Annotated in this window: 13 protein-coding genes; 3 read left to right on the top strand and 10 right to left on the bottom strand. The window is 64.1% G+C overall.

From position 1 onward, the window contains the following. Positions 1–64: 64 nt before the first annotated feature. Positions 65–823: a cell division protein ZapD gene (gene zapD / locus N511_RS0116665; RefSeq protein WP_027680325.1), complete on the top strand. Its 759-nt coding sequence runs from the start codon at positions 65–67 to the stop codon at positions 821–823. A gap of 8 nt (positions 824–831) precedes the next feature. Continuing rightward, positions 832–1,035, top strand: coding sequence for a DNA gyrase inhibitor YacG (locus tag N511_RS0116660; protein WP_027680324.1), 204 nt, complete (start codon positions 832–834; stop codon positions 1,033–1,035). Here the strand turns inward: N511_RS0116660 and N511_RS0116655 are convergent. The 5 genes from N511_RS0116655 to N511_RS0116635 all read right to left on the bottom strand — a co-directional run bounded on the left by N511_RS0116655 (position 1,028) and on the right by N511_RS0116635 (position 7,689). Continuing rightward, on the bottom strand, positions 1,028–1,489 hold the full coding sequence (locus N511_RS0116655; RefSeq protein WP_037027087.1) for an NUDIX domain-containing protein: 462 nt from the start codon (positions 1,487–1,489) through the stop codon (positions 1,028–1,030). The two genes, N511_RS0116660 and N511_RS0116655, sit on opposite strands and share 8 nt — an antisense overlap. Beyond that, complete coding sequence (locus N511_RS0116650) at positions 1,467–2,351, bottom strand: ATP-binding protein (RefSeq protein ID WP_027680322.1); 885 nt, start codon at positions 2,349–2,351, stop codon at positions 1,467–1,469. The genes N511_RS0116655 and N511_RS0116650 overlap by 23 nt, the downstream gene beginning before the upstream one ends. 16 nt (positions 2,352–2,367) lie before the next feature. Beyond that, positions 2,368–3,597 carry a bifunctional glutamate N-acetyltransferase/amino-acid acetyltransferase ArgJ gene (gene argJ / locus N511_RS0116645; RefSeq protein WP_027680321.1) on the bottom strand — a complete coding sequence of 410 codons (1,230 nt, stop codon included), beginning with the start codon at positions 3,595–3,597 and terminating at the stop codon, positions 2,368–2,370. 73 nt (positions 3,598–3,670) lie between these two features. Next, positions 3,671–6,475, bottom strand: a complete 2,805-nt coding sequence (secA, locus tag N511_RS0116640) for a preprotein translocase subunit SecA (protein ID WP_027680320.1) — start codon at positions 6,473–6,475, stop codon at positions 3,671–3,673. Positions 6,476–6,726: 251 nt separating this feature from the next. After that, positions 6,727–7,689, bottom strand: a complete 963-nt coding sequence (locus N511_RS0116635) for a M23 family metallopeptidase (protein WP_027680319.1) — start codon at positions 7,687–7,689, stop codon at positions 6,727–6,729. A gap of 69 nt (positions 7,690–7,758) precedes the next feature. Between N511_RS0116635 and N511_RS0116630 the strand changes: the two genes are divergently transcribed. After that, positions 7,759–8,280, top strand: a complete 522-nt coding sequence (locus tag N511_RS0116630) for a DciA family protein (RefSeq protein ID WP_027680318.1) — start codon at positions 7,759–7,761, stop codon at positions 8,278–8,280. A 49-nt stretch (positions 8,281–8,329) separates the two neighbouring features. Here N511_RS0116630 and lpxC read toward each other — a convergent pair whose 3' ends face one another. From lpxC to N511_RS0116605, 5 genes are all read right to left on the bottom strand, one after another. Continuing rightward, on the bottom strand, positions 8,330–9,247 hold the full coding sequence (gene lpxC / locus N511_RS0116625; protein ID WP_027680317.1) for a UDP-3-O-acyl-N-acetylglucosamine deacetylase: 918 nt from the start codon (positions 9,245–9,247) through the stop codon (positions 8,330–8,332). Positions 9,248–9,491: 244 nt separating this feature from the next. Continuing rightward, positions 9,492–9,992 carry a peroxiredoxin gene (locus N511_RS0116620; protein WP_027680316.1) on the bottom strand — a complete coding sequence of 167 codons (501 nt, stop codon included), beginning with the start codon at positions 9,990–9,992 and terminating at the stop codon, positions 9,492–9,494. A 391-nt stretch (positions 9,993–10,383) separates the two neighbouring features. Further along, complete coding sequence (gene ftsZ / locus N511_RS0116615) at positions 10,384–11,583, bottom strand: cell division protein FtsZ (protein ID WP_027680315.1); 1,200 nt, start codon at positions 11,581–11,583, stop codon at positions 10,384–10,386. Between the two features lie 140 nt (positions 11,584–11,723). Then, positions 11,724–12,956 carry a cell division protein FtsA gene (ftsA, locus tag N511_RS0116610; protein WP_004633059.1) on the bottom strand — a complete coding sequence of 411 codons (1,233 nt, stop codon included), beginning with the start codon at positions 12,954–12,956 and terminating at the stop codon, positions 11,724–11,726. Then, complete coding sequence (locus N511_RS0116605) at positions 12,953–13,864, bottom strand: cell division protein FtsQ/DivIB (RefSeq protein ID WP_027680314.1); 912 nt, start codon at positions 13,862–13,864, stop codon at positions 12,953–12,955. Before N511_RS0116605 ends, ftsA begins: the two co-directional genes overlap by 4 nt. Positions 13,865–13,886: the final 22 nt, after the last annotated feature.

The following is a 13,886-nucleotide window of genomic DNA, read 5'->3' as shown; positions in this document are numbered from 1 at the left end:
GATCGAGGCCAAATGGGCTTCGGGGCCTCATACGCCAGCAGGCCAGCAAACCGGGCACCAAGTTTTGATCCTGTACGAATATCCCTTCAACGAACGCATTCGGACGCTGCTGCGCCTCGAAGACCTGTTCGAGCGGCTGGATTTCTTTCTCGCGCAGGAGCACCCGCTGCAACACCACGTGGCACTGACCACGCTGTTCGAAGTGGTGGACGTTGCCGGGCGTGCAGACCTCAAATCCGATCTGCTGAAAGAACTCGATCGCCAGCGCCAGACGCTCACCGCGCTGCGCGCCAATCCGCAGATCGACCAGGACGCGCTCGACGCCGTCATCAGCGAACTGGAAACCGCCTCGGGCAATCTCACCGCCACACATGGCAAGGCCGGCCAGCTCATCGCCGACAACGAGTGGCTGACGAGCATCCGCAGCCGCGCCATCATCCCTGGCGGTACGTGTGAATTCGATCTGCCGGCGTATTTTGCATGGCAGCATCATCCGGCCGAGCGCCGCCGCGCCGACATCATCAAATGGGCCCAACCGCTGGTGCCGCTGCGCGACGCCACGATGATCGTGCTGCGCCTGCTGCGCGAATCGGGTCAGAGTGGCAAGGTGATTGCTAACGCTGGGAGCTATCAGCAGATGCTGTCGGGCCGCGTGTACCAGCTGATGCAGGTACGCCTGGATGAGTCGGCGCTAGGGTTCATTCCCGAGATCAGCGCCAACAAATACATGCTCTGGGTGCGCTTTACCCAGCAGGATGGCGACCTGCGACCCAAGCCGGTCGACGCGGATATCCCGTTCCAGCTGAAGCTCTGTAATTTCTGAGCCGCACCATGAATGTGAAGACCGTCAAATGCCCCAGCTGCGGCAAGCCCGTGCCTTGGGTGCCTGAGAGCCGCTACCGCCCGTTCTGCTCCGAGCGCTGCAAGCAGATCGACCTGGGCGCCTGGGCCGCCGAGCAGTACACCATCCCCGTGGTCGAAGAAGACGACCTGCCCGAAGCCCCCGGCAACGATACAAGCGGCAGGCTCAACTAGCCGCCGCTTCCTCGCGCATCCATTCGAAGACGGGCAACGTTGCCGGCAGCACCGGATCGACGCTGATCGGCAGCGTCTGCCAGGCGAAATCCTGGCCTTCCAGCGCGCGCAATGTCCCGTCCCATGCCGTCACCTTGCAAAAATGCAGGCGCACGTAGGCGTGCGGGTAGTCGTGCTCGATAGTGTGCCAGGGCACGCAGGTGCGCAGCGTGACGTCCAGCTCCTCCTTCAGCTCCCGGGTCAGCGCGGCTTCCACGGATTCACCGGCTTCCAGCTTCCCACCGGGAAATTCCCAGTAGCCCGCATAAGGCTTGCCTTCCGGACGCTGGGCCAGCAAGAACCGGCCGTCCGGCTGCACGAGCACGCCAACGGCCACTTCGGTGATCTTGCGGCCGTCCGGCGTGTGCGTCGGGGGCACTTGCGTCAGGTTTTCAGTCGACATGCTGCCGCCCATGCTTGCCGCCCCAGTCGCGGGCGAATTGCCATGCCACGCGCCCCGAACGCGAACCGCGTTCCAGCGCCCAAACCAGCGCGTCGCCACGTGCAGCGGCGATATCCTCGTCGCTGCAACCGAAATGCTTGAGCCAGTGCCCGACGATGGTCAGGTATTCGTCCTGCTTGGGCGGGTAGAACGACAACCACAGCCCGAAGCGCTCCGACAGCGAGATCTTCTCTTCCACCACCTCGCCCGGATGGATTTCGCCGTCCGAGGTGTGCTGATAGGTCTCGTTGTCCTTCATGTATTCCGGCAGCAGATGGCGCCGGTTGGACGTTGCGTAGATCAGCACGTTGTCTGATTGCGCGGCGACCGAGCCGTCCAGCGCAGACTTCAGCGCCTTGTAACCCGATTCACCTTCTTCGAACGAAAGGTCGTCGCAGAAGATCGCGAAGCGCTCCGGGCGCGTCGAAAGCTGCTCGACGATATCGCCCAGGTCGGCCAGATCGTCCTTGTCGACTTCGACCAGACGCAGGCCTTCCTTCACGAACTCGTTCAGGCACGCCTTGATGAGCGACGACTTGCCGGTGCCACGCGCACCCGTCAGCAGCACGTTGTTGGCCGGCAACTTGCGCACGAACTGGCGCGTGTTGGCGACGATCGCGTCTTTCTGGCGCTCGATGTTGTGCAGATCGCTCAGATGGATCGGCGGCAGCTGCCGGATCGGTGCGAGATAGCCGATGTTGCCGAACAGGCTCTGGCGCTTGCGCCAGCGGAACGCGACGGCCTCGTTCCAGTCAGCTTCGGTCAGTTCGGGCGGCAGCCATTGCTCGAGCCGCCCGAGAAAGCGGTCGAGCCGTGCGGAAAGGTCGGACGACATGGCGGTGGACTCCGAATTACGAACGGTAATCCGCGTTGATCGACACGTAGTCGTGCGAGAAGTCGCACGTCCACACGGTGGCGGTGGCATTGCCGCGGCCGAGCGCGATGCGCACGGTGATCTCCGCCTGCTTCATCACGCGCTGGCCGTCTTCCTCGCGGTATTCGGGGTTGCGGCCACCGTCACGCGCGACCCAGACGTCGTCAAGCCACAGGTTGACGCCGCTCACATCGAGATCCGTCACGCCGGCGTAGCCGACGGCCGCCAGGATGCGCCCCAGGTTGGGATCCGATGCGTAGAACGCGGTCTTGACCAGCGGCGAATGCGCGACCGCATAGGCGATCAGGCGGCACTCCTCAACGTTGCGGCCGCCCTCCACCTGGATGGCCATGAACTTCGTCGCGCCCTCGCCGTCGCGCACGATCTTCTGCGCCAGCTCTTGTGCGAGGCCCGTCAGCGCATCGCGCAGCGCAGCGTAGTCGGGGTGCGATTCGGAATCGATGCACGGCGTACCGGCCCGGCCCGTCGCGATGACGACGAACGAGTCGTTGGTGGAGGTATCGCCATCCACCGTCACGCTGTTGAACGAATGATCGGCCGCGTGGCGGACCAGCCGCTGAAGCACGGCTTCGTCCACATTGGCATCGGTCGCGATGAAGCCGAGCATCGTCGCCATGTTCGGACGGATCATGCCTGCGCCCTTGCTGATGCCCGACATGCGCACCGTCTTGCCCGACAGCGTGCACGTGGCCGACGCTGCCTTGGGTACGGTGTCGGTGGTCATGATGGCCTCGGCGGCGGCCAGCCAGTTGTCCGGCTTGGCGTTCGCCTCAGCAGCAGGCAGTCCGGCAATGATGCGGTCGACCGGCAGCGGCTCCAGGATCACGCCCGTGGAGAACGGCAGCACCTGCTCCGGCGACACGCCCAGCAGCTTGGCCACGGCATCGCAGGTCTGGCGTGCATGCGCAAGGCCAGGCGCGCCGGTGCCGGCATTCGCATTGCCCGTGTTGACGACGATCGCGCGCGCGCCCTTCCCGCTCGCCAGATGCTCGCGACACACCTGCACGGGCGCCGCGCAGAAACGGTTCTGCGTGAACACACCGGCCACCGTCGAGCCCTCGGCGATACGAACCAGCAGCACGTCCTTGCGATTGGCCTTGCGCACACCGGCCTCGGCCCAACCGAGGTCAACGCCGTCGATCGGCAACAGGGAGTCAGCGGCGGGCGCGACGAGATTCACAGCCATGGAGCACACCTTTCAAATGAGGATGCCCGCAGTGCGGGCATCGTGAATCAACAGAAAACGGAGCGAAGCAGCGTCAGACGAGTTTGCCGTGGCACTGCTTGTACTTCTTGCCCGAACCGCATGGGCAGGGGTCGTTGCGGCCAACCTTCGGCACTTCGCCCGCCAGCGCGGCAGCAGCGGCCGATGCCGCCGATCGCGGTGCGGCCATGGCCGGCGTTGCGCCGTGAATTTCGGCATCGCCGGCAGCCACCTCGGCGAGTTCACTGAACTCGTCGTGCTTGTACTGCACGTTGCTCAGCGCGGAAAGGTCTTCTTCGATCTGCTCGGAAGCCTGCTCCAGCTCTTCCTGCGACTGGATGCGCACCGTGAAGACAATACGCGTGACTTCGTTGCGGATGGTGTCGAGCAGGCGGCCGAACAGCTCGAACGACTCGCGCTTGTATTCCTGCTTCGGATCCTTCTGCGCATAGCCGCGCAGGTGGATGCCCTGGCGCAGCATATCGAGCGCAGCGAGGTGCTCGCGCCAGTGCGTGTCGAGGCTTTGCAGCATCACCGAACGCTCGAAGCCGGCGAAGGACTCGCGGCCAACCTGCGCCACCTTGCCTTCGTACACCGCTTCGGCGGCATCCAGCACCATCTTGAGCAGGTCCTCGTCTTCGATCGACTGCGCAGCTTCCAGCGTCTTCACCAGCGGCTGATCGACGCCCCAGTCCTCACGCAGCGTCTTTTCCAGCCCGGCGACATCCCACTGCTCTTCCATGGTCTCGGCCGGCACGTACGTGCGGAACAGCTCGGTGAACACGGATTCACGCAGGTTCTTGACCAAGTCGCCCACATCCTGCGCTTCGAGAATCTCGTTACGCAGCTTGTAGAGTTCCTTGCGCTGGTCGTTGGAGACGTCGTCGTATTGCAGCAGTTGCTTGCGGATGTCGAAGTTGCGGCCTTCGACCTTGCGCTGCGCCGATTCGATCGACCGCGTGACGATGCCGGCTTCGATCGGTTCGCCTTCGGGCATCTTCAGGCGATCCATGATCGCGCGCACACGATCGCCCGCGAAAATGCGCAGCAGTTGATCGTCCAGCGACAGATAGAAGCGCGACGAACCCGGGTCGCCCTGACGGCCTGCACGGCCACGCAGCTGGTTGTCGATCCGGCGCGACTCGTGGCGCTCGGTGCCGATGATGTGCAGACCGCCCGCCGCCTTCACCTGCTCGTGCAGCGATTGCCATTCGTCCTGCAACTGCTTCACGCGCGCGGCTTTTTCTTCGTCGGAGAGCGACGCGTCGGCCATCACGAAGCCCGCTTGCTTCTCCACGTTGCCGCCCAGCACGATGTCGGTACCGCGGCCGGCCATGTTCGTCGCAATGGTGATCGCCTTGGGGCGGCCCGCTTCCGCAATGATCGCGGCTTCGCGCTCGTGCTGCTTGGCGTTGAGCACTTGGTGCGGCAACTTGACCTGGTTCAGCAGGTTCGACAGCAGCTCGGAGTTTTCGATGGACGTCGTGCCCACCAGCACCGGCTGGCCACGCTCGTAGCAATCGCGAATGTCGCGAATGACGGCGTCGTAGCGCTCCTTCGAGGTCTTGTAGATCTGATCCTGCAAGTCCTTGCGCTGCGGCGTGCGGTTCGTCGGGATCACGACGGTTTCCAGGCCGTAGATCTCCTGGAATTCATACGCTTCCGTGTCCGCCGTACCGGTCATGCCCGACAGCTTGTTGTACATGCGGAAGTAGTTCTGGAACGTGATGGTCGCCAGCGTCTGGTTTTCCTGCTGGATCTGCACACCTTCCTTGGCTTCCACGGCCTGGTGCAGACCGTCGGACCAACGGCGGCCCGACATCAGGCGACCGGTGAATTCATCGACTATCACCACTTCACCGTTCTGCACCACGTAGTGCTGATCGCGGAAGAACAGGCTGTGCGCGCGCAGGGCGGCGTACAGGTGATGCATCAGCGTGATGTTCTGCGGCGCGTAGAGCGACTCGCCCTCGCCGATCAAGCCGGCTTGCAGCAGGATCTGCTCCGCCTTCTCGTGACCGGCTTCGGTCAGGTAGACCTGATGCGATTTTTCGTCGACGTAGTAGTCGCCCGGCTTCTCGACGCCGGTGCCATCCGACTTCTCTTCGCCGATCTGGCGCGTGAGCTGCGCCGGGATGCCGTTCATGCGGCGGTACAGGTCGGTGTGGTCTTCGGCCTGGCCGGAGATGATCAGCGGGGTACGCGCCTCGTCAATCAGGATCGAGTCAACCTCGTCGACGATCGCATAGTTCAGCGGACGCTGCACGCGCTGGCCGGCGTCGTACACCATGTTGTCGCGCAGGTAGTCGAAGCCGAACTCGTTGTTGGTGCCGTAGGTGATGTCCGACGCGTAGGCGGCCTGCTTCTGGTCGTGATCCATGGTGGTCAGGTTGACCCCAACCGACAGACCCAGCCAGTTGTACAGGCGGCCCATCCACTCGGCGTCGCGCTGTGCCAGGTAATCGTTGACCGTCACGACGTGCACGCCCTGGCCAGAGATGGCGTTCAGGTACACAGCCAGCGTCGCAGTCAGCGTCTTGCCTTCACCCGTGCGCATTTCGGCGATCTTGCCGTCGTGCAGCACCATGCCGCCGATCAGCTGCACGTCGAAGTGCCGCATCTTCATCACGCGCTTGCTGGCCTCGCGGCACACGGCAAACGCTTCGGGCAGCAGCGCGTCGAGCGTCTCGCCTTTGGCGAAGCGTTGGCGGAATTCTTCGGTTTTGGCCTGCAGCTCGGCATCGGAGAGCGCTTCGAACTTGGGCTCGAGCGCATTGATCTGCGCCACCTTGCGGCGGTACTGTTTGATCAGCCGTTCATTACGGCTGCCGAAAATCTTCTTGAGAAGGCCCGTGATCATCGATGGCTAGGGCCGGCGAGCCACCCGGGGAGCGCGTCGAGAGAGACCGCGAAACACAGGCAGCACAACGGCCCGGAAAGGGTTGGCGCAAAGGCGGGAGTTTAGCATGTGCAAAACACCCGCTTGATGGCAGCAGGCCCGCCGGATGTGGCAGGAACGCCGCACTTCGGGGCCGCGCGGAACGTCGTCCAAGCAGGCGCACACTCACGCTGAATTGGGGACGGGCGCCCCTGATTGCAACCCGGGCGGGTTCAATGGCCCGCAGCAGTCATGCTCTTGCCGATATCGGCCGCCGCGACTTTCGCTGGCGCCTTGTTGGCAGCCATCTTGGGCTGGCCGGCGTTCTCCAGGAAGGCCACCGGATTCTGCGGGACGTCGTTGACGTGCACCTCGAAGTGCAGGTGCGGGCCGGTGGCGCGGCCAGTGCGGCCGATCAGTGCGATGCGCTCGCCCGCCTTGACGATGTCACCGACCTTCACGAAAACCTTGGACGCGTGGGCATAGCGCGTCTTCAGGCCATTGCCGTGATCGATATCGATCATGTTGCCGTATTCGTGGTGAAACTCGCTGGCGACGACCACGCCGCCGGCAGCCGCTACGATCGGCGTGCCAATCGGGCCGACAAAGTCGACGCCGTCATGCTGCGTGCGGCGGCCCGTGAACGGATCGATCCGCGTGCCGAAACCGGAGGAGTCGTAACCCGTCGCCACCGGGCGCACGGTCGGCATCATCTTCGCGTGGATCTGGCGGTCCATCAGGGTGCTCTCGAGCACGCTGAGGTAATCGTTGCGCTGATCAGCCGAGCGCGTCAGGCGACTCAGCTCGGATTGGATTTCCGGCATCGACATCGGCCGTGAGAACGCGCCCGCGGGGCCGCCCCGGCTTGGTTGCGACTTGAAATCGAACTCGCGCGGCGGCACACCGGCCAAGCCCGACACCCGGGCGCCCAACGCGTCCAGGCGCGCGATCTGCGCCTGCATTTCGCCGATGCGCGCGGCCATCAGGTTGAGGTTTTCGCGGGTCACACGCTGGTCCGCGCCGGCAACTTCGGGCGCGGCTGCTCCCGGCAGCAGGCCCTGCTTGGCCGCCAGCCACGTACCGCCGACGGACAACGCCGCCACGGCCAGCAGCGCCGCGCCGATCGCCACGAAGACGCCGCGTCGCGACAGATGCGTCGCGCCGGCTTTGCGCGGGTGAATCAGGATAATCTGCATCGCTCGTTTTCCGGACAAAAAAGCTGCCCACCAGCACGAAAGCGCGATGAAGCGCCCTACAATGCCGGCATGCGAATCTTTGTTCATCCCGCTCTCAAGACGCCTGTGGCTAAACCCGTCCAGGACTGGCTCTCGGGTGCCGGTTCGGTCGGCCCACTGATGCAGGCGGCCAGGCAATTGGCGACGTTGGAAGCGGAGGTGTTGTCGCTGCTGCCGCCCGGTTTGGGCGGCGGGGTGGCGGTCGGTGGCATCAAGAACGATGCGCGCGACAGCCGCGAAGCGACTCTGGTGTTGCTCGCCGCACATAGTGCGGCTGCGGCGCGCTTACGGCAGGTGGTACCCACCTTGCTGGAGCGTCTGCAGCGCCGGGGATCGCAGATTACCGCAATTCGTGTACGGGTACAACCGCAGGGCGGCAACGACAGTTTATGGCCACAAGAGACCGAAAAGCCGCCTAAACGCGCCAAGATGACCGCAGTTGGAGTCAACAGCTTGGCGGCCCTGGCCAATGAACTGCCCGATTCGCCGCTTCGGCAGGCCTTGGCCGAAATGATTGCGCGGCACGTTGCACCGGCCGCCAAGCCCAAATAAAAAGCGCCCCACAGGGCGCTTTTTTCATACGAACGAACCGCTCAGCCGATCACGAGAATGCCGGTTGCAACTGCGGCAGGAACGCGCGCGGCGCTTCTTCCACCTTGTCGAACGTCACGATCTCGTAAGCCGTTTCGTCGGCCAGCAGCGCGCGCAGCAGCGCATTGTTCAGGCCATGACCGGACTTGTGCGCGGTGTATGCGGCAATCAACGGATGGCCCACCACATACAGGTCGCCAATCGCGTCGAGGATTTTGTGGCGTACGAACTCATCGCCGTAGCGCAGTTCGTCGTTGTTCAGCATGCGGTGCTCATCGAGCACGATGGCGTTGTCGAGGCTGCCGCCGCGCGCCAGGCCGACCTCGCGCAGCATCTCGACTTCGTGTGCGAAACCGAACGTACGGGCGCGGGCGATTTCGCGCGTGTAGCTCGTGTCGGCAAAGTCGATCTCGAACGTCTGGCCGGTCTTGTCGACGGCCGGGTGGCGGAATTCGATCGTGAACGACAGCTTGAAGCCGAAGTAAGGGTCGAGTCGGGCAAGCTTGTCGCCCTCGCGGATTTCCACCGGCTTCGTCACGCGGATGAACCGCTTGGCCGCGCCCTGCTCTTCGATACCCGCCGATTGCAGCAGAAACACGAACGAGGCCGCGCTGCCGTCCATGATGGGGATTTCTTCGGCGTCGACGTCGACATACAGATTGTCGATGCCCAGGCCGGCGCAAGCGGACATCAAATGTTCAACGGTGGACACGCGGGCGCCGTCCTTTTGCAGCACGGACGCCAGGCGGGTATCGCCGATGGCGCTGGCGGTGGCGGGAATCTCGACGGCCGGGTCGAGGTCAACGCGCGTGAAGACGATGCCGGTGCCTGCGGCTGCCGGGCGCAACGTCAACGTCACCTTGCGGCCCGAGTGCAACCCGATGCCGACGGTCTTGACGAGGGACTTGATGGTGCGTTGTTTCAACATGGCCGCCCTCAACTCACGAAATTTGTGCGATTGTTTTTATCTATGCGGTCCGCATAGGTGATAACCCTAAGCATACCATTTTCACATCCCTGCCTTCAAAACGACTTTTGTATCGGGATGTTAGGGGTGCACAGAATTGACTCAACATTAGTGCACGCAGATTCGGCGCCACGGTCGCCTCAGCCTTGAAGCCGGGCGGGATGACGGCGCTACTCCGCCATTCAGGGGGGGGCGCGACGTGGCGTCAGAGTATCGCGAGAATCGATTCAGCACTGCTGACGGCGAACTGTCCGGGCGCTTCCACCTGTAGCGCTGTTACCACACCGTCCTTCACGACCATCGCATAGCGCTGTGAACGCACGCCCATGCCGCGCTTCGACAGATCCTGGTCGAGTCCGAGTTTGCTGGTGAACTCTGCACTGCCGTCGCCGAGCATGCGGATCTTGTCGTCGGTGCCCTGCGTGCGGGCCCAGGCGCCCATCACAAAGGCGTCGTTGACGGACACACACCAGATCTCGTCGACACCCTTGGCGCGCAGTGCATCGAAGTTGGCCAGGTAGCCCGGCACATGCCGAGCGGAGCACGTCGGCGTAAACGCACCGGGCAGCCCGAAGATGACGATCGTCTTGCCCTCGGCCAGATGCCGCACGGAGAAAGCGTTGGGGCCGAGCGCGCAGCCGTCCTTTTCCACTTCAAAGAACTCGTAGAGCGTCGCGTCGGGAAGCGGTTGACCAGGCTGGATCATGATCGTCAGGAAGCGGTTGCGTGGATATCGCGATCATAGAACCTGCCGAGCGACCGCGCAGCCGGTTCGTAAAACGAGACCGCCCGCGTGAACGAATCACGCGGGCGGTCTTGGGAGACAACATCATCAGGCCGCTTGGCTCGGAACGCAGCGCGCGCGGCACAACGAACGGACACACCCGCCGGGCGGGGTGAACCCTTCCGGGGAGGCGGCCAGAGGCCAACCTGCCCGGCGGCAACGACTGTGTCCGGTTCGTCGAACGCTGTCGACTGACGAGCGGCCGGCCATCACACAACGGCGATCACGGGAGGGGAGCCGTGAATCGCGCGCGGCGTGCGGCGCCGCAGGCAGTCGGACGTGCGCGAGCGCTATCGAACCAACGCGGGCCCGATCAGTCCGCCTGCTTGCGCAGGAATGCCGGAATGTCGTACGTGTCGACGCCCTTCTCTTGCAGTGCTGCCACGTGAGCCGATGCCGACTCGCGCGAGCTGCGCCACACGGCCGGGGTGTCGAAATTGCTGTAGTCCGGTGCGACTGCCACCGAGTGACCGGCGCCACCGCCGAACGCCACCGGCTGGTTGTCGGTGCCGGTCTTCAGCAGCGTCATCGTCTGCGGCTGTTGTTGCTTGTTGCGAGCAGCGCGGCCCAGACCCGTGGCAACCACGGTCACGCGCAGTGCGTCGCCCATGGCGTCGTCGTAGACCGTACCGAAGATGACGGTGGCATCTTCCGCGGCATAGCTGCGGATGGTGTTCATCACTTCCTTGGTCTCGGACAGCTTGAGCGAGCGGCTGGCCGTGATGTTGACCAGCACGCCACGCGCGCCCGACAGGTCCACACCTTCCAGCAGCGGGCTCGCAACGGCTTGCTCAGCCGCCAGACGCGCACGGTCGACGCCGGACACGGTGGCCGTGCCCATCATCGCCTTGCCCTGTTCGCCCATCACGGTCTTCACGTCTTCAAAGTCGACGTTCACCAGACCGTCGACGTTGATGATTTCCGCAATGCCGGCGACCGCGTTGTGCAGCACGTCGTCGGCGCACTGGAAGCACTTGTCCATCTCGGCGTCGTCGCCCATGACTTCGAAGAGCTTTTCGTTGAGCACGACGATCAGCGAATCGACGTTGCCTTCGAGGTCGTTGGCGCCGTGCTCCCCCACCTTCGAGCGGCGTGCGCCTTCGAAGTCGAACGGCTTGGAGACCACGCCCACGGTCAGGATGCCCATTTCCTTGGCGACCTGTGCGACCACCGGCGCTGCGCCCGTGCCCGTCCCGCCGCCCATGCCGGCGGTGATGAAGACCATGTGCGCGCCGCGCAGTGCGTCGGCGATCTGCTCACGGGCTTCCTCTGCGCAGTGCTTGCCCACTTCCGGCTTGGCCCCAGCGCCCAGGCCGGTGCTGCCGAGCTGCAGCACGCGCGATGCGGTCGAGCGCTTGAGCGCCTGCGCATCGGTGTTCATGCAGATGAATTCCACGCCTTGCACGCCGCGGTTGATCATGTGCTGCACGGCATTCCCGCCCGCGCCGCCGACGCCGACCACCTTGATGATGGTGCCGTCCTGCATTTCCGTTTCAATCATGTCGAAGTCCATCATTGCCTCCAGAAGTGATCAGTCCCAGACGATGCAGCCTCCCCGCCGCAACTCCTGGTTCCTGAACAAAAAACATCAAAACAAGAAACTCAACTTGCTCCCCCCAGGGAGCACATCGCCAACACCCGGCACTGACGTGCTCAGAAGTTGCCGATGAACCATTCCTTCATGCGCGTCCAGATCTGCTTGGCCGAACCGGACTGCACCACGACCTTGCGCCCGCGCACACGCTGCACGCGACCCTCTTGCAGCAAGCCCATCACCGTGGCGTAGCGCGGGCTCTTCACCACCTCGTGCAGATTGCCGCGGTACTCCGGCACGCCCACGCGCACGGGCTTCAAGAACATGTCTTCGCCCAGCTCGACCATGCCGGGCATCATTGCCGTACCGCCAGTCAGGACCACGCCGCTGGAGAGCAGTTCCTCGTAACCGGATTCGCGCACCACCTGATGCACGAGCGAGAACAGCTCTTCCACGCGCGGCTCGATCACGGCAGCCAGCGCCTGGCGGCTCAACGTGCGCGGGCCGCGGTCGCCGACGCCCGGCACATCGATCATCTCGTCCGGATCGGCCAATACCTGCTTGGCGATGCCGTACTGGATCTTGATGTCCTCGGCGTCCGGCGTTGGCGTGCGCAGGGCCATGGCGATGTCGTTGGTGATCTGGTCGCCGGCGATGGGGATCACGGCCGTGTGGCGGATCGCGCCTTCGCTGAAGATCGCGATGTCGGTCGTGCCGCTGCCGATGTCGACCAGCACGACGCCGAGTTCCTTTTCGTCTTCGGTCAGCACGGCGAGGCTCGAGGCGAGCGGCTGCAGAATCAGGTCGTGCACTTCGAGCCCGCAACGTCGCACGCACTTCACGATGTTCTGTGCCGCGCTCACCGCGCCAGTCACGATGTGCACCTTCACCTCGAGCCGGATGCCGCTCATGCCGATCGGCTCGCGCACGTCTTCCTGGCCGTCGATGATGAATTCCTGCGTGAGGATGTGCAGAATCTGCTGGTCGGTCGGGATGTTGACGGCCTTGGCGGTCTCGATCACGCGGGCCACATCGGTGGAGGTGACTTCCTTGTCCTTGATCGCCACCATGCCGCTCGAGTTGAAGCTGCGGATATGGCTGCCGGCGATGCCCGTGAAGACCTCGCCGATCTTGCAGTCGGCCATCAGCTCCGCTTCTTCGAGCGCCTTCTGGATCGACTGGACGGTCGCCTCGATGTTGACGACCACGCCCTTCTTGAGCCCCTTCGATTCGGTCTGGCCCATGCCGATGACCTCGTAGGCGCCGTCAGGACGCAGCTCGGCCACCACCGCCACCACCTTGGAGGTGCCGATATCCAGCCCGACCAGAAGATCCTTGTATTCCTTGCTCATCGCGTTTTCTCTGTGCTTCGCGTTGCTTTGTTGTTGGCCGCCGGCTTACCCCCCAGCGTGGCTTTCGGCTTTGCAGCACCGCTGGTGCCATTCGCGGTGCCGGGCAGCTTGCCCCCCTTGGCCAGCACCGCAGCCTGCGCATCGGTCAGGAAGCGCACACCCGCCGCACGAACTGCGAATCCGTTGGGATACCGCAGATCGGCGTATTCAATCTGACCGCCCCAACGCTTGGTCACGTCCGGCCACGCACGCACAAAGCGGCGGGCACGCGCGGCCAGCGCGGCGCGGTCATCGTCATTCAGTTCGCGGCCCAGCTCGATGACCGTGCCGTTGGACAACCGCGCGCGCCATGCGTAGCGGTCGGTCAGCGTGACGCTCAGCGGCTCGACGTTCATCGGCTTGAACCACTCGGTCATGGTTTCCAGCTTGTCGACCACGTCCTGTTCGGTACCTTCGGGGCCGGCCAGCGCCACCAGATCCGTGTCGTCCTCGGCTTCGGCCAGGTTGGCGACGAACACTTCGCCATACGTGTTGACCAGCTTCCCGGACTCGTTGCCGCCCCAGGTGCCGAGCGCCTCGTGTTCCTGCACTTCCACCAGCAGCCCGTTCGGCCACACGCGGCGCACGCTTGCACGCCGCACCCACGGCACCGATTCGAACGCGGCCCGTGCCTCATCCAGATTCAGCGAGAAGAAATTGCCGCGCAGCTTGGGCAGCGCATTGGCGCGCAGACTGGGCACATTCACGTGGCGCAACTCGCTGCCGGCCATCGGCATCACCCGCACCTGCTGCAGCTGAAACATCGGTCGCTGCATCAACCAGACCGCCCCAACGCCCAACGCGCCGAGCGCGAGCAGCGCATACAGCGCACTCGCGACGGCGTTGAGGAGACGGGTGTTGTGCCACATAACGTTGTGTTGTCCGGTTTCG

Origin of the sequence: Ralstonia sp. UNC404CL21Col, from assembly GCF_000620465.1 — a bacterium.
Lineage (GTDB): Bacteria > Pseudomonadota > Gammaproteobacteria > Burkholderiales > Burkholderiaceae > Ralstonia > Ralstonia flatus.
Note: the sequence above shows the minus strand (reverse complement) of the source record. Positions and strands in the feature narration are given on the sequence as shown.